Origin of the sequence: Marinobacter sp. CHS3-4, from assembly GCF_030053415.1 — a bacterium.
Lineage (GTDB): Bacteria > Pseudomonadota > Gammaproteobacteria > Pseudomonadales > Oleiphilaceae > Marinobacter.
The window spans coordinates 1,083,447-1,102,612 of record NZ_JASGBJ010000002.1; the positions used below are offsets into that span (position 1 = coordinate 1,083,447).

The 19,166-nt window shown below is 56.0% G+C and carries 19 protein-coding genes; 6 read left to right on the forward strand and 13 right to left on the reverse strand.

Going from position 1 to position 19,166, the window contains the following annotated elements; all coding sequences use genetic code 11:
- Positions 1–172: 172 nt before the first annotated feature.
- The 5 genes from nadB (at position 173) to QLQ17_RS12890 (ending at position 4,487) form a co-directional block, all read left to right on the forward strand.
- A complete protein-coding gene (gene nadB / locus QLQ17_RS12870; protein WP_283210169.1) occupies positions 173–1,777 on the forward strand; it encodes an L-aspartate oxidase in 1,605 nt (534 codons plus the stop codon).
- Positions 1,778–1,821: 44 nt separating this feature from the next.
- Positions 1,822–2,076 carry an FAD assembly factor SdhE gene (locus tag QLQ17_RS12875; RefSeq protein ID WP_283209977.1) on the forward strand — a complete coding sequence of 85 codons (255 nt, stop codon included), beginning with the start codon at positions 1,822–1,824 and terminating at the stop codon, positions 2,074–2,076.
- On the forward strand, positions 2,060–2,530 hold the full coding sequence (locus QLQ17_RS12880; RefSeq protein WP_283209978.1) for a hypothetical protein: 471 nt from the start codon (positions 2,060–2,062) through the stop codon (positions 2,528–2,530). The genes QLQ17_RS12875 and QLQ17_RS12880 overlap by 17 nt, the downstream gene beginning before the upstream one ends.
- A 14-nt stretch (positions 2,531–2,544) precedes the next feature.
- Complete coding sequence (ygfZ, locus tag QLQ17_RS12885) at positions 2,545–3,543, forward strand: CAF17-like 4Fe-4S cluster assembly/insertion protein YgfZ (RefSeq protein ID WP_283209979.1); 999 nt, start codon at positions 2,545–2,547, stop codon at positions 3,541–3,543.
- Positions 3,544–3,653: 110 nt separating this feature from the next.
- Entirely contained in the window at positions 3,654–4,487 is an 834-nt protein-coding gene (locus QLQ17_RS12890) for an HDOD domain-containing protein (protein ID WP_283209980.1), read from the forward strand.
- A gap of 20 nt (positions 4,488–4,507) precedes the next feature.
- On the opposite strand, the gene ung is transcribed toward QLQ17_RS12890, so the two are convergent.
- The 13 genes from ung to ffh form a co-directional block, all read right to left on the reverse strand.
- Positions 4,508–5,242, reverse strand: a complete 735-nt coding sequence (gene ung, locus QLQ17_RS12895; protein ID WP_283209981.1) for a uracil-DNA glycosylase — start codon at positions 5,240–5,242, stop codon at positions 4,508–4,510.
- A 2-nt stretch (positions 5,243–5,244) separates the two neighbouring features.
- Positions 5,245–6,783 (reverse strand): lysine--tRNA ligase, encoded by a 1,539-nt coding sequence (gene lysS, locus QLQ17_RS12900; protein WP_283209982.1) that lies wholly within the window; start codon positions 6,781–6,783, stop codon positions 5,245–5,247.
- A gap of 50 nt (positions 6,784–6,833) precedes the next feature.
- Positions 6,834–7,929, reverse strand: a protein-coding gene (prfB, locus tag QLQ17_RS12905; protein ID WP_283209983.1) for a peptide chain release factor 2 whose coding sequence is annotated in 2 segments (ribosomal slippage) — positions 6,834–7,856 and positions 7,858–7,929 — 1,095 coding nt in all. Because the reading frame shifts where the segments join, the coding sequence is not laid out codon by codon here.
- A 259-nt stretch (positions 7,930–8,188) separates the two neighbouring features.
- Positions 8,189–9,922, reverse strand: a complete 1,734-nt coding sequence (gene recJ, locus QLQ17_RS12910) for a single-stranded-DNA-specific exonuclease RecJ (RefSeq protein WP_283209984.1) — start codon at positions 9,920–9,922, stop codon at positions 8,189–8,191.
- 5 nt (positions 9,923–9,927) lie between these two features.
- Complete coding sequence (gene thrC, locus QLQ17_RS12915) at positions 9,928–11,328, reverse strand: threonine synthase (RefSeq protein ID WP_283209985.1); 1,401 nt, start codon at positions 11,326–11,328, stop codon at positions 9,928–9,930.
- A 43-nt stretch (positions 11,329–11,371) separates the two neighbouring features.
- Positions 11,372–12,676 (reverse strand): homoserine dehydrogenase, encoded by a 1,305-nt coding sequence (locus QLQ17_RS12920; protein WP_283209986.1) that lies wholly within the window; start codon positions 12,674–12,676, stop codon positions 11,372–11,374.
- Between the two features lie 79 nt (positions 12,677–12,755).
- Positions 12,756–13,502 (reverse strand): DsbC family protein, encoded by a 747-nt coding sequence (locus QLQ17_RS12925; protein WP_283209987.1) that lies wholly within the window; start codon positions 13,500–13,502, stop codon positions 12,756–12,758.
- A 114-nt stretch (positions 13,503–13,616) separates the two neighbouring features.
- Positions 13,617–14,549: a site-specific tyrosine recombinase XerD gene (xerD, locus tag QLQ17_RS12930; RefSeq protein ID WP_283209988.1), complete on the reverse strand. Its 933-nt coding sequence runs from the start codon at positions 14,547–14,549 to the stop codon at positions 13,617–13,619.
- 66 nt (positions 14,550–14,615) lie between these two features.
- Positions 14,616–14,972 (reverse strand): 50S ribosomal protein L19, encoded by a 357-nt coding sequence (rplS, locus tag QLQ17_RS12935; RefSeq protein WP_283209989.1) that lies wholly within the window; start codon positions 14,970–14,972, stop codon positions 14,616–14,618.
- A 24-nt stretch (positions 14,973–14,996) separates the two neighbouring features.
- The gene (gene trmD, locus QLQ17_RS12940; RefSeq protein ID WP_283209990.1) at positions 14,997–15,755 is read right to left on the reverse strand and encodes a tRNA (guanosine(37)-N1)-methyltransferase TrmD; all 759 of its coding nucleotides are present in this window, start codon (positions 15,753–15,755) and stop codon (positions 14,997–14,999) included.
- Between the two features lie 3 nt (positions 15,756–15,758).
- Positions 15,759–16,286, reverse strand: a complete 528-nt coding sequence (rimM, locus tag QLQ17_RS12945; protein ID WP_283209991.1) for a ribosome maturation factor RimM — start codon at positions 16,284–16,286, stop codon at positions 15,759–15,761.
- Positions 16,287–16,316: 30 nt separating this feature from the next.
- A complete protein-coding gene (rpsP, locus tag QLQ17_RS12950; protein WP_283209992.1) occupies positions 16,317–16,562 on the reverse strand; it encodes a 30S ribosomal protein S16 in 246 nt (81 codons plus the stop codon).
- Positions 16,563–16,715: 153 nt separating this feature from the next.
- A complete protein-coding gene (gene ffh / locus QLQ17_RS12955) occupies positions 16,716–18,104 on the reverse strand; it encodes a signal recognition particle protein (protein WP_283209993.1) in 1,389 nt (462 codons plus the stop codon).
- Positions 18,105–18,295: 191 nt separating this feature from the next.
- Between ffh and QLQ17_RS12960 the strand changes: the two genes are divergently transcribed.
- Positions 18,296–19,102, forward strand: coding sequence for a cytochrome C assembly family protein (locus tag QLQ17_RS12960; protein ID WP_283209994.1), 807 nt, complete (start codon positions 18,296–18,298; stop codon positions 19,100–19,102).
- Positions 19,103–19,166: the final 64 nt, after the last annotated feature.

Consider the following 19,166-nt stretch of genomic DNA (forward strand, 5'->3'; position numbering starts at 1 on the left):
GGAGCCGACCGCATGGCCGGTGTACCTACAAACCTGAGAGTTCATGCGCTTGCCTGGCGTCCAGTATGATTCCATGCCCGTTAAGATCCGGGCATCCCGTTCGGCCAAATAGACAGCAAGCACAAAGTTTAGTTCAATACACAACCACATTATGGCCCGCGACAACAACCCGATGCCACAATCCTACGAATTTGATGTACTGATCATTGGCAGCGGTGCGGCCGGCCTGACGGTGGCACTGAATCTGCCAACACACCTCCAGGTTGCTGTGATCAGTAAAGGCGATATCAGCAGCGGTGCTACTCTCTGGGCTCAGGGGGGAATCGCAGCGGTTCTGGACGATCAGGATTCTCTGGAAAACCATGTGAACGACACGCTCAACGCCGGCGGCGGACTCTGCCATGAAGATGCTGTGCGTTTTACCGTTGAGCATGGCCGCGAAAGCATCAACTGGCTGATCGACAGCGGCGTCGATTTTAGTCGAGATGAGCAGGCGCAGTATCATTTGACCCGCGAGGGCGGCCACAGCCATCGCCGGATTATCCACGCCGCCGACGCCACCGGGCATGCTGTGTCCACGACGCTGGCATCCCAGGCTCAGGCCCGGCCCAATATTCACCTGATGTCCCAGCGGGTGGCCGTGGATCTAATCACCAATCGCAAGCTGGCATTGCCGGGCAATGCCTGTGTTGGCGCCTATATTCTTAACCTGGACGACAATCACGTAGAACTTTTTCGCGCCCGTTTCACCATTATTGCAACCGGAGGCGCGAGCAAGGCTTATCGCTATACCACCAATCCGGACGGTGCTTCGGGCGACGGCATTGCCATGGCCTGGCGGGCGGGCTGCCGGGTGGGCAACATGGAATTCAACCAGTTCCATCCCACGTGCCTGTACCACCCCCACGCCAAGTCGTTCCTGATTACCGAGGCGGTTCGTGGAGAAGGCGGCGTTTTGCGTTTGCCAGATGGGCAACGCTTCATGGATCGATTCGACCAGCGAGGCGAACTGGCACCGAGAGACATCGTAGCGCGAGCCATCGACCATGAGATGAAGCGACTGGGTGCGGATCATCTGTACCTGGATATCAGCCACCAGTCAGTGGATTTTATCAAGCACCACTTTCCGACCATCTACGAAAAGTGCCTGACCTTCGGGATTGATATGGCTAAAGAGCCTATTCCGGTGGTTCCTGCCGCGCACTACACCTGCGGCGGCATTCTGAGTGACGATCGCGCCCGCACCGACATCAATCAGCTATACGTAGTGGGCGAAGCAGCCTTCACCGGCCTGCATGGTGCTAACCGGATGGCCAGCAATTCTCTCCTGGAGTGCCTGGTCTACGGGCGCGCAGCCGCCGCCGACATTACCCGCCGCGAATCGGACATACCCGCACCACCACCGGCACCAGACTGGGACGAGAGCCAGGTTCGGGATTCCGACGAAGACGTCGTCATTTCCCATAACTGGGACGAATTGCGGCACTTCATGTGGGACTACGTTGGCATCGTGCGCACCACCAAACGCCTGCAACGCGCCAAGCACCGCATCGACCTTCTGGAGCGGGAAATCGGCGAATTTTACAGCAACTACCGCGTGTCCAATGACCTTCTGGAGTTGCGTAACCTGGTCACGGTGGCCGATCTGATCATTTGTTCGGCGTTGCAGCGTCGGGAAAGTCGCGGCCTGCATTACACTCTGGACTTCCCGGGACTGCTCCATGAGGCAAAAGACACCGTATTGACTCCCACAACCTATCGAAGCCCGGCTCCCTGAGCCGATGATCATCACCGTACATCCGTTTTTAACTGTGAGGCCGAATGTCTGAAAATGCCGAATTCAATCGCCTGTGGTGGCACAGCCGCCGGGGAATGCTTGAACTGGATGTCTTGCTGATTCCATTCCTGGAACAGGCCTACCGTGACCTGCCTGCAGAAGACCAGGCGCGTTATCACAAGCTGATCACCTGCGAAGACACGGACATGTTCGAATGGTTCATGCAGCGAAGCCGTCCTGAAGATCCCGACCTTCAACGGATTGTGGATCTAATCCTGAATCGTGTTCAGCCGGACTGACATTCCGATTACCCCAAGCCACTGGGTAGGCGCAATCGCCAGCCTGCCCTGGCTTTGCCTGGGTGTCTTTACTCTGATTCTGGCGCTGTCCTTTGGATCCGCTTTTTTGCTTTTGCTGGCAGCTTCTGTTGGCGGCGCCGTCTATCAATGGAACCTCAATGGCCGCCTGGGCCTGGCAAAATCCATCACTCGGCTGATAGTGACCGAAAGCGGGATTGTCGCCGAGCGGCGCGATGGGCAGCAGTTAACGGTCACGGTTGAGCCCGAGAGCCGCCTCTATTTCAGACTCATGATCTTGAAACTCAGGCCAACCAACTCCAACTACAATCCGATAACAGTGTTACTGTGGTCCATGACCAGCGGTGCGGGAAACATCTCAACTGACCTGCACCGCCGCTTGCGAGTCTGGCTTAATCTTGGCCCGCAAAGCTCCGATCATCACCAAATCGAATAGTATGGGAGAACGTCATGTCCGAATCGGGAGCAGCGGTGGCACAATTCCCTCTACCCAGCCCCGCCAGAATCATGGCCGACGATCAGATTATCTTTCGGATTTCAGGGCCTGGCACCGATAAGTTTCTGCAGGGCCAGTTCAGCCAACAGGTAGAAGATGCCACCGAACAATTCTCGCCTAGAGCCTCCGCCTGCACACCAAAAGGCAGAGCTTATTGCCTGACCCGCATGGTGCGTGACGGCAGCGATATCCTCATCGCGCTTCCGGAGGCTCTGGTGGAAGAAACGGTCACCCACCTGAGAAAATACCTGATGTTGTTCCGTGGCACTTCCATGGAAGCAGAATCAGACGCACGCCTTATTGGCTTGCTCGGGGCCGAATCGGCCAACGCGCTTCTGTCTGGCGCAGCCGAGCAGCTTTCTTTTCCTTCCGACAGTGCACGAATTTCAGGCGGACATCTTATCCGGACGATGGATACGGCTGAGGGACTGGCACGCTTTGAGTTCTGGCAAACGGAAGAATTGCCGGCAGATGCCCATGATGCGCTCGCACGTATCCCGGAACATTCAAGGGCCACCTGGCAGGCATCCGAAATTGCTGCCGGCGTCCCTGGTCTGACTCCGGACACCCGAGAAAGCTTCGTGCCACAAATGCTCAACTGGCAGCATCTGGGCGGCGTGCATTTTAAAAAGGGCTGCTATACCGGCCAGGAAGTCATCGCGCGAATGCATTTCTTGGGTCAGCTCAAGAAAAGCCTGTTTCGATTTTCTTGCCCGGCTGGCACAGAAACACCGGAAGTGGGAATGGCGCTGAAAAACGAAGGGCGCTCGGTCGGCGAGATCGTCAATGCAATTGGATTATCGGATGGCAGTAGCCAGTGTCTGGCCGTTGTCCGACACGACGCAGCGGAAGAATCACTGGTAACGGACGCAGCTCCGGAAACCCCTCTGACACTCTTGCCGCTCCCTTATCGGGTCAGCGAGCGCGAGCCAGCCGAGACGTCTGATACATAAGTTGACAGGAAGAATCCTGAAAATTTGCTATAACTTCCTGTACACCATGAACATAGGGGCGAGAACGATGATCGTGATTGCCTCTTTCAATGTGCGGACCCTAACAGACCATGTCGAATATTGTTGAAACGATAAAGAACGATCTCACCAGCGCAATCGAAAACGACAAGCTTGTGCTGCCGACTCTCCCTGAGGCAGCTCTTCAGGTACGCGAGATCGCTGAAAACGAAGATTCTGCGATCCTCGATCTGGTGAAAGTCATCAGTACCGATACGGCCCTATCTGCCAGAATTATCCGTGTCTGTAATAGCCCGCTGTTTCGCGGCAGCCGGGCCATCGAAAACCTGAACATGGCGGTCAGCCGTCTGGGCATGGCCTACACCAGCAACCTGGCCATGGGGCTTGCCATGGAACAGATGTTCCAGGCCACCTCTGACATGATCGATAAGCGCCTGCGAGCCACCTGGCAGACCAGCACTGAAGTGGCTGGCGTCTGCCACGTTCTAGCTCAACACTACACCAAATTGAAACCGGATCAGGCGACGCTGGCAGGCCTTGTCCACCTGATCGGAGTGCTGCCCATACTCAGATACGTGGAAGACAGTGACATCCAGATCAGCAGCATCATGCTGGACAACGTCATTGACGAGCTGCATCCACGAATTGGCGCAGCCATTCTCAAAACCTGGGACTTCCCCAAGGATTTGCAAAACGTGCCGCTGGAATACGCCAACTTCCAGCGAGAAGTCCCAGCGCCCGACTACGCAGACCTGGTGATGATTGCCAACCTTCAGCTGATCGCCGGCACAGATCACCCCTGGAATGAGATGGATTGGAAAACTATCTCGGCGTTTGATCGCCTGGGACTGGATCCCGAAGTGGACATGAGCGGGGAAGAGGACCTGAACGCCGAGATGGAAGCCGCCATGGCGCTGCTCAAATAGAGGTGGCCTGAAGACAGCCCTCAGGCCTTTTCGTACCTTTGCAAAAGCTGTTCTTTGGAGGGCAATGACCAGTCGATAGCTGGCTTGCCCTGCTGGTTCAGCCACGCGTTCGCCTTCGAAAAGTGCTGGCACCCGAAGAATCCACGATAGGCGCTCAATGGCGACGGGTGAGGACTTTCCAGCACCAGATGACGAGTACGATCAATCGCCTTGCCTTTCTTACGGGCGGGACTGCCCCACAATAAAAACACCACGCCCTCTCTTTCGCGGTTGACCAGATCAATCACTTGATCGGTAAACTGCTCCCAGCCTTGCCCCTGATGAGCCCCAGCCTGCCCCTGCACCACCGTCAGCACGGTATTCAGCAACAGTACGCCCTGTTCGGCCCAGGTTTGCAGGCAGCCGTGATCCGGCGGCACGAAACCCGTGTTGTCATGAAGCTCTTTGAAAATGTTCTGCAGAGACGGAGGGTTGGGGACGTGAGGTCGAACAGAGAACGACAGGCCGTGGGCCTGGCCCGGACCATGATATGGGTCCTGCCCCAACACCACCACTGACACTTTATCCAGCGGGGTGCTGTTCAGAGCATTGAAAACAAAACGCCGGGGCGGAAACAGGGTTTTACCAGCGGCGTCCTCCGAGGCAATGAATTCCGCCAGAGAACGCATGTACGGCTGCTGAAATTCCGCGCCCAGGTGTTCAAGCCATCCCCGGCCGGGCCGGAGATAGCCAGCCAGCTCGTCCGCAGGATGCATGCTTACTCGGACTCTTTCTCTTTGCCAGAGTCCGGTCTGTGTTCCGGACGCATGGCAGGGAACAGGATAACGTCACGGATGGACGGGGAATCTGTCAGCAGCATGGCCAGGCGGTCAATGCCAATACCTTCGCCCGCAGTGGGCGGTAAGCCATACTCCAGGGCCATGACGTAGTCCTCGTCATAAAACATGGCTTCGTCGTCTCCGGCATCCTTCTCGGCCACCTGTTCACGGAAACGCTCGGCCTGGTCTTCGGCGTCGTTCAGCTCCGAGAAGCCATTGGCAATTTCGCGACCGCCCACAAAGAATTCAAAGCGCTCGGTGACGAATGGATCGGCATCTTTGCAACGGGCCAGCGGCGACACTTCTTTAGGGTATTCCGTGATGAAGGTCGGCTGGATCAGACGATGTTCTGCCGTAGCTTCAAAGATTTCAATCTGTACTTTGCCCAGGCCCCAGCTGTCTTTGAGCTGGATGTTCAGGTCTCTGGCGACCTGGCGGGCGCTGGCGTCATCGGCCAACTGCTCGCGCTTGATGTCCGGATTGTGACGCAGGATAGCGTCCACCACCGTCAGGCGTTCAAACGGCTTGCCGAAATCGTACTCGACCGTTTCTTCTTCCCCATTGGCCAGGGCGCGGCGATTAGTCACGATGGTGTCACCGAGCACGGTCTGGGTGATGGTGCGAAGCATGTCCTCAGTCAGGTCCATGAGGTCATTGTAATCCGCGTAGGCCTGGTAGAACTCCACCATGGTGAATTCCGGGTTGTGCCGGGTGGATAAACCCTCATTGCGGAAATTCCGGTTAATCTCAAAGACCCGCTCGAAACCGCCCACAACCAGACGCTTCAGGTAGAGCTCCGGCGCAATACGCAGATACATGTCCATGCCCAGCGCGTTGTGATGGGTCACGAAAGGACGCGCCGTAGCGCCACCAGGAATCACCTGCAGCATCGGCGTTTCCACTTCCATGAAGTCGCGGTCTGTGAAGTACTGACGCATGGTGTTAATGATCTTCGAGCGAGCGAGGAAGACACGACGGCTGTCTTCGTTCACCATCAGATCCACGTACCGCTGGCGATAACGGGCTTCCATATCCGTCAGCCCCTTGTGCTTCTCTGGCAGTGGACGCAAGGATTTGGTGAGTAGCACGTACTCATCCATGGTCACATAAAGATCGCCCTTACCGGATTTCGAAAGCGTTCCACGCACGCCCACAATGTCGCCCAGATCCCAGTGCTTGGTGTCCTTCTGCACATCTTTGGACGCGTATATCTGAATACGGCCGGTCATGTCCTGAACAACCTTGAACGCCTTACGATCCAGCATCATGCGGCCGGCAATGGCCACCTGAACACCCATTTCCGCCAACTCTTCCTTGGTTTTCTCGCCGTATTTGGCCTGCAACTCGGCGGCAGAGGCATCACGGCGGAAATCGTTGGGGAAGGCATTGCCCTGATCGCGCAGGTCCGACAACTTGGCGCGACGTTCGGCAATCAGCTTGTTGTCATCCTGGTGTGGGTTCTGGGTCTGCTCAGTCATGTTGGCTCACTAAAATCGGGTTGTCGGGTATAGGTTTTGGTCGGCGCTGTTTACAACGCCATTTTCAGACTGGCTTCGATAAACTTGTCGATGTCGCCGTCCAGAACGTTCTGCGTATTGCTGGTTTCCACCTTTGTCCGCAGATCCTTGATGCGGCTGTCGTCCAGCACATAGGAGCGAATCTGGCTGCCCCAGCCAATGTCGGCCTTGGCGTCTTCCGCTTTCTGTTTCTCGGCGTTGCGCTCCTGCATCTCTCGTTCGAACAGCTTGGCCTTCAACTGCTTCATGGCCTGGTCTTTGTTCTGATGCTGGCTCCGGCCAGCCTGACAGGCCACCACAATGCCCGTGGGGTTGTGGGTCAGCCGGACCGCCGACTCGGTACGGTTAACGTGCTGACCACCGGCGCCGGACGCACGGTAAACATCGACTCGAAGATCGGATGGGTCGATCTCGATTTCGAAACTGTCATCCACTTCTGGCGACACGAATACAGATGAGAATGAGGTATGACGACGGTTACCGGAATCAAACGGTGACTTACGGACAAGACGGTGAACGCCGGTTTCTGTCCGCAACCAGCCATAGGCGTAGTCGCCCTGAATGTGAATCGTGGCACTTTTGATGCCTGCTACATCCCCTTCCTGCAGCTCCACGATCTCTGCTTTGAACCCACGACGCTCAGCCCACCGCAAGTACATACGCAGCAGCATGTTGCCCCAATCCTGAGCTTCGGTACCACCAGAGCCGGCCTGGATATCCAGATAGGCATTGTTGGCGTCCATTTCTCCGGAAAACATCCGACGGAACTCGAGCTTTTCCAGTTCCTTATCCAGTCCTTCAAGATCGGATTCGATCTCGCCAACGGTGCCTTCGTCCTCTTCTTCGGCCGCCATTTCAAGCAAACCATCGGCGTCGTCGAGACCAGAGGAGAGGTTGTCGATGGTGCGAACAATCAGTTCAAGATCGGCGCGCTCTTTACCCAGCGCCTGTGCCCGGTCCGGGTCATCCCAGACAGACGGAATTTCCAGTTCACGCTCTACTTCGGTCAGTCTTTCACTACGCTGATCGTAGTCAAAGATACCCCCTGAGCGCTTCGGTGCGCTCACGAAGCTCTTTAATCTTCGTCACAATGGGATTAATTTCCATGAAATCCTTACTCGCCAAATAGGAAATGAGTGCGATCAAAATCAGACGCGAGATTCTACCGGAAATTGGTTGTTAAATCAGCCAGCGGTTGGAGCCGGACCTCGTATCAGAGTCACTTTGACCGCGGCGGTCAATGTTTGGAATTATCACGGCGCGGAGGTGGAGGCTCTTTTCTGCAGGGACAAAGGTGTCTGAGCGAAGCGAGTTCTTTTCCCGAAAGAAAAGAGCCTCCACCTCTGCGCCAGTCCCCCTGCCTGAATTACCCCAAAGGCTCAAGGTAGTCGATCAACAACTGAAGGTTGGTACGCCCGCGAAAGGTATTGGCATCCGGCTTGTAGACCACCCGCGCGCCAGTGCGAGTGTAATCCGGCACTTCCGGGCCGGTATTGAAGGCAATGCCGTCAATCAGCCCATTGCCACCTTTCGGCTGAAGCACAAGTTTCAAATGGTTTTCGCCAACGATCCGTTGGTTGACGACCTGAAACTCACCATCAAAAACCGGCTCCGGGAAATGCTGTCCCCAGGGACCGGCGCGCTTCAAAAGATTGGCGGTTTCCAGACAAAGCTCATCCTGCTCCAGAGGGCCATCCGTGGTGATGGCCGCCTCAAGGTCGCTGGCACTGAGGGTTTCCCGAACGGCTTCATCGAAGGCCTTACCGAACGCTTCAAAATCGTCTTTCGCAAGCGTCATACCCGCCGCCATCGCATGGCCACCGAATTTTTTCATAATCCCCGGATGCCGTGAGTCCACGTTTGCCAGTACATCACGAATATGGAGACCGGGAATGGAACGGGCCGAGCCCTTGATGTCCCGGCCGTTTTCATCTGGCGCAAAGGCAATGGTCGGGCGGTGGGTTTGCTCACGAATGCGAGCGGCAAGGATACCAATCACGCCCTGATGCCAGTCGGTATCGAACAGCGTCAGCCCCCAGGGCAAACCTTCCAGGTCCAGCGACATGGAGGCCAACAGATCCTGGGCCTGGGCTTTCATGTCTTTTTCGATGGTGCGGCGTTCACGGTTGAAGGTATCCAGTTCGCGGGCCAGTCGCAGTGCTTCGTCGCGGCTGTCGGCCAGCAGGCAGGCAATACCAACACTCATATCGTCCAGACGACCGGCCGCGTTCAGTCTTGGGCCAACCACGAAACCCAGGTCGGTTGAGCTGATTTCCTTGTGATCACGCCCCGCCACTTCCAGAAGTGCCAGAATGCCAGGCCGGGCCTCGCCCTGACGGATTCTGCGCAGGCCCTGTTCGACAAAAATCCGGTTGTTGTGATCCAGTGGCACCACGTCGGCAACAGTGCCCAGCGCCACAAGATCCAGCAGGCTACCCAGGTTTGGCTGAGGGTCTGGTAACAGGTTCTGTTCGCGAAGGTGCTTTCGCAGAGCGGTCAGAACATAGAACATCACCCCAACACCCGCTGCGTTTTTGCTCAGAAACGGACAGCCCGGTTGATTGGGATTCACGATGGCATCTGCGTCTGGCAGCACTTCGCCCGCCAGGTGATGGTCTGTCACAACGACAGACACACCCTGCTCCTTAGCGGCACGGACACCCTCAACGGCGGCAATGCCGTTGTCCACGGTGATCATCAGGTCTGGCAGCGCGCCTTCTGAAGCAAGGCGTTCAATAATGCCTGGCGTCAAACCATAGCCATCGGCAAACCGGCTGGGCACTCGGAAATCCACCTGCTGCAACCCCAACATACCCAGACCCAGCATCGCGACGGCGGTACTGGTTGCGCCATCGGCATCGAAGTCACCTAAAACCATCACGCGCCGTTGCTGTGCGATGGCTTCCGCCAGCAACTCAACGGCGCGATCGACGCCACGCAGATCCATGGGCGACGCAAGGTGCTTCAGTGTGTAGCTCAGTTGGTCGTCAGAGGTGACACCGCGGGCGGCATAAAGGCGTTGTAGCAAAGGAGGCAAGTTGTGCCCCCAATCCAGCTGTCGGGCCGGACTGGGGCGACGGAGGATCTTCTTCGTGGTCATACCGCTCAGGTATTTTTCCAGTGCTTGGCAATGAAATCCTGAACACCCGACAGATTATTGTCCAGAACGGTGTACTCTTCATCTCTCTCGAACAGGTCCGACATATGCACCGGTAGCTCAGGCGTCGCTTTCACACCCGACCTCAGAACAGCATCCGGGAACTTGGCGGGGTGCGCCGTTCCCAGAGTAATCATCGGCACAGACGAATCACGACGACAGTTACGGGCCGCCCGAACGCCAATTGCGGTGTGCGGATCCAGAAGGTATTCGTTCTGCTCGAAAATTTCCCGGATGGTGTCAGTCGTGCCCTGGTCATCTACCGCATCGCTGTCGAACAGGCGGCGAGCAGATTTCCAACGGTAATCCTCAATGCTGACCGGCCCTTTGGAGGCATTTTCAAGCAATTCCTTTACGGCGCGTCCATCACGACCGTGGAGATCGAACAGAAGCCTTTCGAAATTGCTGGACACCATAATATCCATGCTCGGAGACAGGGTGTGTTCCAGCTGCTGTTGCTCGTAACGATTTCCGCTCATGAAGCGATGAAGAATGTCGTTACGGTTGGTGGCAATGACCAGTTGTGAAACCGGCAGGCCCATATTCCGTGCCAGATAGCCCGCAAAGATATCGCCAAAGTTACCGGTCGGAACCGAGAACGCCATGCTGCGATCAGGCCCACCCAGTGCCAGCGATGCGTGGAAATAATAGACGATCTGGGCCATGATCCGCGCCCAGTTAATCGAATTGACGGCCGCCAGTTGAGTCTTGCCGCCCAGAAAAGACTGGTCGCCAAAGCTTTCCTTGACCATGCGCTGACAGTCATCAAAATTGCCGCGCACAGCAATATTGTGAATGTTGTCGCCCTTCACGGTGGTCATTTGGCGCCGTTGAACTTCAGACACCCGCTCGTGAGGGTGCAGAATAAAGATATCCACATGCTCACAACGACGGCAGCCTTCAATCGCCGCTGACCCTGTATCGCCGGAGGTGGCGCCCATGATGACAACATGCTGCTTGCGCTTTTCCAACACGTAATCAAGCAACCGCCCCAACAGCTGCAGAGCAAAATCCTTGAACGCCAGCGTCGGGCCGCGGAACAGCTCCAGCACCCACTCATTGGTGTCCAGCTGAACCAAAGGGGCAACGGCTTTGTGGGCAAATACCCCGTAAGTGTCTTCCAGCATGGCCCGAAAGTCGTCTGCCGGCACCGTGTCCTCGACGAACGGGTGCATCACGTTGAACGCCAACTCACTGTACGAGAGGCCGCGCCAGCTGCGGATTTCTTCCAGACTGAACTGTGGCAGGGATTCGGGCACGTAAAGGCCGCCGTCAGGGGCAAGCCCGGTCAGCAGGACGTCTTCAAAGCCAACCGAGGGCGCTTCGCCCCGTGTACTGATGTATCTCACCTTTTATGTCTCTCTAAACTGAATGCCTGACTGAACTGCGAGCCTAGCCTTCGAAATTTTCAGCGCGGATACGGACAACGCGGCCATCAATGTCGCTCAGTGCTTCCAGCTCCTCGATGGCGCGGTTCATCTGACGCTCCTGAACAGTATGGGTCAGGATAATGACCGGGATCCGCCCGTCCTTGAACTCGGACTCTTTCTGCATGATGGATTCGATGTTGATGCCGTGTTCGCTTAGAACCGAGGCAATCTTGGCAAGAACACCGGGGTGGTCCATCGCGGTGATCCGCAGGTAGTAGGCGGACTGAATATCCTCCATCGGCAGCACCGGAAGGTCTTCCATTGCATCGGGCTCGAAGCCAAGATAAGGCACACGCTGATTACTGGCAGAAGCCACAGAACGAGCTGCATCGATAATGTCTGCAATAACCGCAGAGGCAGTGGCCTCGTCACCCGCACCAGGGCCGTAATACATGGTCTGGCCAACGGCATCGCCATCAACCAGAACCGCGTTCAATACGCCATCAACTTGCGCGATCAGATGGCTGCGAGGAACCAATGTCGGGTGGACGCGCAACTCGATGCCGCCTTCCCGGCGACGGGCAATGCCCAGGTGCTTGATGCGATAACCCAGCACCTCGGCGTGGGCGATGTCATACGGAGTAATCTCGGAAATGCCTTCGGTGTAGGCCTTTTCAAACTGCAATGGCACGCCAAAGCCGGCGGAAGCCAGGATGGTCAGCTTGTGAGCGGCATCAATGCCTTCGACGTCAAAGGTAGGATCGGCTTCGGCATAGCCCAGATCCTGAGCTTCTTTTAACACTTCAGAAAACTCACGACCGGCGCGCATTTCGGTAAGGATGTAGTTACCGGTGCCGTTGATGATGCCAGCGATCCAGTCAACCCGGTTGGCGGCCATGCCTTCGCGCACAGCTTTGATAACCGGAATGCCACCGGCAACACCCGCTTCATATGCGACGATGACGTTCTTCTCGGCGGCCGCTTTGAAGATTTCGTTACCGTGAACCGCAATCAGCGCTTTATTGGCAGTGACAACGTGCTTGCCATTGGCAATGGCGGCCAGCACCAGTTCCTTGGCGGTATCGTAGCCACCGATCAGTTCAACCACAACGTCCACAGATGGATCATTGACCACATCAAACACATCGGTGCTGAACGGAATATCGCCCAGGTCGATGTCATTTCGTGGGGTGCGCGTGGCAACCCTGGCAACCCTGATCTGGAAACCGGTGCGGCCAGTAATCAACTGTGCGTTGCGCTCCAGAACATTGAATGTACCGCCACCAACGGTGCCCAGTCCGCAGATTCCGACATTGACCTGTTTCAAACCTTCACCTCTGTTCCCAATAGGTTATTCAAGCGAGCGACAGTATAACGGACAATGCCCGCCCGAATAACCCCGCCGATCAGCGTAATCCCAACGCTTGTGCGATCTGGTTGGCAGGACGGTAACCTGGCACCATTTGGCCATTGTCGAGAATGATGGCAGGCGTGCCGGTTACACCCACCTGTTGCCCGAGGCGATATTGGGCCTCAACGGGGTTTTCGCAGCTCTGGTTCGGCACGCTCTTGCCTTGTTTGGCAGCATCCATGGCGGCCTGCTGGTCGTCTGCACACCACACGGAGATATATTTCGAGAACGAAGGCGTGTTGGGACCGGAACGCGGGAACCCGTAATAGTTCACCGCTATGCCCATGTCATTCAGTGCGGATACTTCATCATGAAATTTCCGGCAGTAGGGGCAATCGATATCGGTAAAGACATCGATACTGGCTTTTTGCTCGCCGTTGGCCGGGAAAGTAATAAGTTTAGACTGATCGTACGCCGCCAGCGCCTGGGCTCTTTCGCCAAGCCGCTTCTCTTCCGACAGGTTGGCAATGCCCTCGGACGTTACCTTGAGAACATCGCCAGTGAGCAGGTACTGACCATCTTCAGTCGCCAGAATATTACCACCATTCGTGCTACTCACTTCGTAAAGTCCGGGCACTTCAGACGCTTTCACTCCGGTGATATCAAGCCTGGGAATTGCCTCCGTTAATTTGGCTCGAATGGCCTCTTCGGTGGATTCAGCGATCGCAACGCCGCTAGCGATGGCGCAGGCAATGCCGGCAATCAGTGAAACAAGCGCAGGGGTCATTCTATTGCTGGACATAAATATCAAAGTTCCGATTGGCGAAGGTTTAGGTGATATGCGACAGACGGACGCACCATTAGTTCAATGTCTGAGATTCAAAATACCGCGCCAGAGCCGGCTTTGCCAACAGCATCAACCACGGGGATGGTGAGATTGATGCAGTGACTGTAGGCGCTGACGGGCCACATGAGTGTAAATCTGCGTGGTCGAAAGATCTGAATGCCCGAGCAGCATTTGCACCACCCGCAAGTCTGCACCGTGATTCAGTAAATGGGTGGCAAACGCATGCCTTAAGGTGTGAGGGGAAAGATGCTTGTGGATGCCCGCCCGCTGAGCGTAGTGACGAATTCGATGCCAGAACGTCTGGCGGGTCATTGCGGCCGGACGATTGCCCGGGAACAGCGCATCGCACGGCCGACCCTTCAGCAAATCAGCACGACCATGGCGCATGTATTGGATCAGCCAGTCCACAGCTTCTTCACCCAGAGGGACCAGACGCTCCTTGTTGCCCTTGCCGATAATTCGAATCACGCCCTGACGCAGGTTAACCTCATCCACGGTCAGCGCCACCAGCTCCGAAACCCGCAGGCCACAGCCATAGAGTATTTCCATCATTGCCTTGTCTCTAAGCTCTATCGGCACGTCCGGGTCGGGTTCAGACAACAGGTTTTCAACATCCTCCTCGGAAAGTGAGTCAGGAAGTTTCTGGGGCAAACGGGGGCTATCTATTCGTAAGGTGGGATCTTCCGTGATGAGCTTTTCGCGCAAAAGGTAGCGATAAAAGCGGCGAAGACCCGACAGGCGACGGGCTGCCGTAGAGGTTTTGAAGCCTGAGGACAGCCCCGAAGATATCCAGCCCAACAGATGACTGCGGTTAACCTCTGTCAGGCGCGGCTTGGTCGGCTGACTGACCAGCCACGCCGCCAGCCGCTCAAGGTCACTACGATAGGCCTGACGCGTCTTTTCGCCCAACCCGTCTTCCAGCCAGACGGCATCGCAGAAGCGCTCGATCAATGCCTCATCGTCGGGCCTTAACGGCTGCTTGGTTCTTCGTTTATCCGTCATACAAAAAAGAAAAGGCAGCCACTGGCTGCCTTTTCTCCTTCAACTGTTGCCAGCACCGTTGGATGCTCAGCCCAGCTTTTCCTTGATGCGGGCTGCCTTACCAGACAGGTCACGCAGATAGTAAAGCTTGGCCTGGCGCACATCACCGCGACGCTTCACGCTGATGCTGTCGATCAGCTTGGAGAAGGTCTGGAAGGTACGCTCAACACCCACGCCGTAAGAAATCTTACGAACGGTGAACGAAGAGTTCATGCCGCGGTTGCGCTTACCAATCACCACGCCTTCAAACGCCTGCAGACGCTCGCGGTTGCCTTCAGTTACACGCACCTGGATAACCACGGTGTCGCCCGGTGCAAACTCCGGAACTTCCTTGGTCATCTGCTCTGATTCAATCTGACTGATGATGTTGTTCTTGCCGCTCATCGTAATGCTCCTGATACCCAATCTTTAATGCCCTGATGATTCGAAGGCACCCGGTTCGTTTAAAATCTCTTCCAGCAGCTCACGCTCTTCGTCCGTAAACACCCGCTTTTCAAGCAGGTCGGGGCGTCGCTCCCGGGTTCGCCTCAGCGACTCCTTGAGTCGCCAACGCCGGATCTGATCATGATGACCGCCCAATAATACTTCCGGCACCGCCTGACCTTCGTAGACTTCAGGTCGGGTGTAGTGCGGACAATCCAGCAACCCGTCAGCAAAGGAATCCTGCTCCGCTGACTGCGCATGACCCAGCGCTCCGGGGATGAGGCGTGTAATCGCATCCATGACAGCCATGGCTGCCAGTTCGCCGCCGGATAACACAAAATCACCCAGCGATACTTCCCGATCCACTTCTGTCGCTATCAGGCGCTCATCAACGCCTTCATAACGGCCGGCAACCAGAATCAGACTTTGCTCTGCTGCCAGCGACTCGACCACTTTTTGAGTCAGCGGCTCACCCTGAGGCGAGAGATACACCACACAAGGCTTAGACGGTGCCGCTTGTCTGGCCGTATCGATGGCGTCCCGCAATGGCTGGATTTTCATCAGCATTCCAGGACCGCCGCCGTAAGGCCGGTCGTCGACGGTGCGATGGCGGTCGTGGGTAAATTCCCGAGGATTCCACGACTGAAAGGTCAACAGACCGTCTCTCACCGCCCGTCCGGTCACCCCAACCTGGGTCACCGAATCAAACATTTCAGGAAACAGACTGACCGCACCAATCCACACCGGTTAAAACTCCGGGTCCCAGTCCACGGTCATGGCTGACTCCTCAAGTTGTACTTGCTTGACCACCTGATCAGGCAAGTACGGAATCAGTCGCTCACGCTGGTCAATCGATTCGCGGGTTGCATGAACAACCAGCACATCGTTGGAGCCGGTCTCAATCAGGTGATCCACCCGACCCAGACACTGCCCGTCCACCGTAAACACTGTCAGCCCTTCCAGCTGATGCCAGTAGTACTCGCCTTCAGGCAGTTCTGGCAGTTCGCTGATCGGAACCTGAATGTCTGCACCGCAATAGCTACGGGCCACATCCCGGTCGCTAATGCCTTTAAGCCGGACAACAATGCCCTGCCCCTGGCGGCGACCTTCTTCAAGCTTTGCAGGAATTCGCTGCCCGTTGTGGATCAGAGTCCAGTTAGGGTAATTCAGAATTCCTTCTTTGGGGTCAGTGTAGGAATAGACTTTCAGCCACCCTTTAACCCCAAACACCGAGGTGATCTGACCAATCACAGTTTCCTGCGAGTCTTTAGTCATATCGATACCCCGGTGAAACGTTATTGCCAATTACTCGGCTGAAGCGCCTTTCAGCAGCTTCGCAACGCGCTCGCTGGTCTGTGCGCCCTGGCTGATCCAGTGGTTCACACGATCCTGATCAATGCGCAGACGCTCTTCCTGACCGCGGGCAATCGGGTTGTAGAAACCAACACGCTCAATAAAACGGCCGTCGCGAGATTTGCGGCTGTCAGTCACTGTCAGATGGTAGAACGGGCGCTTCTTGGAGCCACCACGAGCCAAACGGATAATTACCATTTCGACCAATATCCTGTTCTGTTGTACGAACTTTGTACGATTCACGCCCAGCCAAGCATTAAAAACACCGGCTGGCGCGAAGACCCATACTCGAAAGGGGCGCTATTCTATGCTAATTAAACGCCAAAGAAAACAGGGAATGTGTCCCGGTTTCTACATACGGCCACCGGGTGGCATACCACCACCCGGACCGCCCGGCGGCATCATACCGCCAAGACCACGCATCATGTTAGCCATACCGCCTTTTTTGCCAAATTTCTTCATCATCTTCTGCATTTGCTTGTGCTGCTTCAACAGACGATTAACGTCCTGGATCTGGGTTCCAGAACCTCCGGCGATCCGGCGCTTGCGAGAATTGTTGATCACATCGGGGTAACGGCGCTCTTTGGGCGTCATGGAGCAGATAATAGCCTCCATCTGGCCCATGGACTTGTCGTTCACCTGCTGCTGGGCCATCTGCGCCATCTGGCCCATGCCCGGCAGCTTATCCATAAGACCACCAATACCGCCCATGTTTTTCATCTGCTGCAGCTGGTCGCGGAAATCCTCAAGATCAAAATTCTTTCCCTTCTTGATCTTCTTTGTCAGCTTCTGGGCTTTCTTCTGATCGATCTTGCGCTCTGCTTCCTCTATAAGGGAGAGCACATCCCCCATACCCAGGATTCTCGACGCGACGCGGTCCGGATGAAACGGCTCCAGCGCATCCGACTTCTCGCCCACACCCAGGAACTTGATGGGTTTGCCAGTGATGTGGCGAACAGACAGCGCCGCACCGCCACGGGCATCACCATCAGTCTTGGTCAGCACGACACCGGTTAAAGGAAGGGCATCATTAAATGCCTTGGCGGTGTTCGCCGCATCCTGACCTGTCATGGCATCAACCACAAACAGCGTCTCGATCGGATTCACCGCTTTATGCAGGCGACCGATCTCGCCCATCATCTGCTCGTCCACGTGCAAACGACCAGCAGTATCCAGAATAACCACATCGATATGTTTTTTGCGGGCCGCATCCATTGCGCCGTTGGCGATATCGACCGGATCCTGGTCACCTGTGCTTGGGAAAAACTCGACGCCCACTTCGCCCGCCAGGGTTTCAAGCTGACGAATCGCCGCCGGGCGGTATACGTCTGCACTGACGACCATCACCGATTTTTTCTGACGCTCTTTCAGGAAACGTGAGAGTTTCGCCACCGTGGTTGTTTTACCCGCACCCTGCAAACCGGCCATCATAATCACCGCCGGCGGCTGGGTGTTCAGGTTGAGGGCCTCTGTGCCATCGCCCATCACGCGTTCCAGCTCCTGCTGGACCACCTTCACAAACACCTGGCCCGGCGAGAGGCTGCGCTGAACCTCCTGGCCCACCGCCCGCTGACGAACGCCTTCGATAAACTCTTTGACCACCGGCAGCGCAACGTCGGCCTCCAGCAGCGCCATGCGAACTTCGCGCAACGTTTCCTTTATATTGTCATCGGTCAGCCGCGCCTGGCCCGAAATTTTGCGCAAACTACCAGAAAGTCGGTCCTGAAGGTTTTCAAACATGCTGTTCTTCCGTACCCGGATAAATTGATTGCAAAACAAAGGGAAACACTGCCGAAGTTCGTGACAGAGCTCCTTGATTCCAGTTGCATAATCGCGACATTATAACCAGACTAGCGCCTTGAAACGACCAGCCCGGTCAAATCGGTGTCAATCCCCGCCGATTCTCAGTTTGAATGTGGTTTAAGGATGTCATGGGAACGCTGATCCTCGCGGTCACCTCATTACTGCTCTACAGCATCGGCACCGCCCTGCAGGCACTCAGCTTTCGAGGCAGAGTTCACACCAGCACGGCGATCACCTCGCTCATCGGTCTTCTTGCGCTCACCAGCCATGGGCTCCTGATTGCCCAAACGGTGTACAGTCAGGGCGCATTCAATTTCGGTTTCTTCCAGAGTTCCGTGCTGATTTCCTGGCTCATCGTTGCCATGTTATTGGCGATGAACCTGCGCAAACCTGTGCAAAGCCTGTTTCTGGGCGTTTACCCGCTTGCAGGCCTGACCATCATCATGATTTTGATTACCCATTCGTCTTCTCGTGTGGTTCCAGGCGACAGCTACGGCATGCTGTCACACATTGCGTTGTCGGTAACTGCCTACAGCCTCTTTACCCTGGCGGCTTTACAAGCAGTCCTTCTTTACATGCAGAACCGCGGACTCAAGCGCAACTACAACAGCGTAATGATTCGAAACTTGCCCCCGCTCCAGACCATGGAATCGCTGTTGTTCGAGCTGGTCTGGGCTGGTGTCACCTTGCTCGTGCTGGCTATTGCAACAGGCGCACTGTTCGTGGAGGACCTGTTTGCTCAGGATCTGGCACACAAGACTTTGTTCTCGCTCCTGTCCCTGGTGGTCTTTATCGCACTTCTGATCGGACGGTATGTGAAAGGCTGGCGCGGCGTTACCGCAAGCCGCTGGACTCTGGCAGGGTGCGCACTTTTGATGCTGGCTTTCTACGGCAGCAAATTCGTACTTGAACTGTTATTCCAGCGCGGTGGTTGACCCGAGCAATGCACAACCATTCTTCCCACTTGTCGCTCCCGACCTTGACACCGGGGCCGACAGC

What these genes read in the sequence shown, in the direction of transcription:
- nadB (WP_283210169.1), top strand. Translation starts at nt 173, where the DNA reads ATGCCACAATCCTACGAATTTGATGTACTGATCATTGGCAGCGGTGCG.
- QLQ17_RS12875 (WP_283209977.1), top strand. Translation starts at nt 1,822, where the DNA reads ATGTCTGAAAATGCCGAATTCAATCGCCTGTGGTGGCACAGCCGCCGG.
- ygfZ (WP_283209979.1), top strand. Translation starts at nt 2,545, where the DNA reads ATGTCCGAATCGGGAGCAGCGGTGGCACAATTCCCTCTACCCAGCCCC.
- QLQ17_RS12890 (WP_283209980.1), top strand. Translation starts at nt 3,654, where the DNA reads ATGTCGAATATTGTTGAAACGATAAAGAACGATCTCACCAGCGCAATC.
- ung (WP_283209981.1), bottom strand. Translation starts at nt 5,242, where the DNA reads ATGCATCCTGCGGACGAGCTGGCTGGCTATCTCCGGCCCGGCCGGGGA.
- lysS (WP_283209982.1), bottom strand. Translation starts at nt 6,783, where the DNA reads ATGACTGAGCAGACCCAGAACCCACACCAGGATGACAACAAGCTGATT.
- recJ (WP_283209984.1), bottom strand. Translation starts at nt 9,922, where the DNA reads ATGACCACGAAGAAGATCCTCCGTCGCCCCAGTCCGGCCCGACAGCTG.
- QLQ17_RS12925 (WP_283209987.1), bottom strand. Translation starts at nt 13,502, where the DNA reads ATGTCCAGCAATAGAATGACCCCTGCGCTTGTTTCACTGATTGCCGGC.
- xerD (WP_283209988.1), bottom strand. Translation starts at nt 14,549, where the DNA reads ATGACGGATAAACGAAGAACCAAGCAGCCGTTAAGGCCCGACGATGAG.
- rplS (WP_283209989.1), bottom strand. Translation starts at nt 14,972, where the DNA reads ATGAGCGGCAAGAACAACATCATCAGTCAGATTGAATCAGAGCAGATG.
- rimM (WP_283209991.1), bottom strand. Translation starts at nt 16,286, where the DNA reads ATGACTAAAGACTCGCAGGAAACTGTGATTGGTCAGATCACCTCGGTG.
- rpsP (WP_283209992.1), bottom strand. Translation starts at nt 16,562, where the DNA reads ATGGTAATTATCCGTTTGGCTCGTGGTGGCTCCAAGAAGCGCCCGTTC.
- ffh (WP_283209993.1), bottom strand. Translation starts at nt 18,104, where the DNA reads ATGTTTGAAAACCTTCAGGACCGACTTTCTGGTAGTTTGCGCAAAATT.
- QLQ17_RS12960 (WP_283209994.1), top strand. Translation starts at nt 18,296, where the DNA reads ATGGGAACGCTGATCCTCGCGGTCACCTCATTACTGCTCTACAGCATC.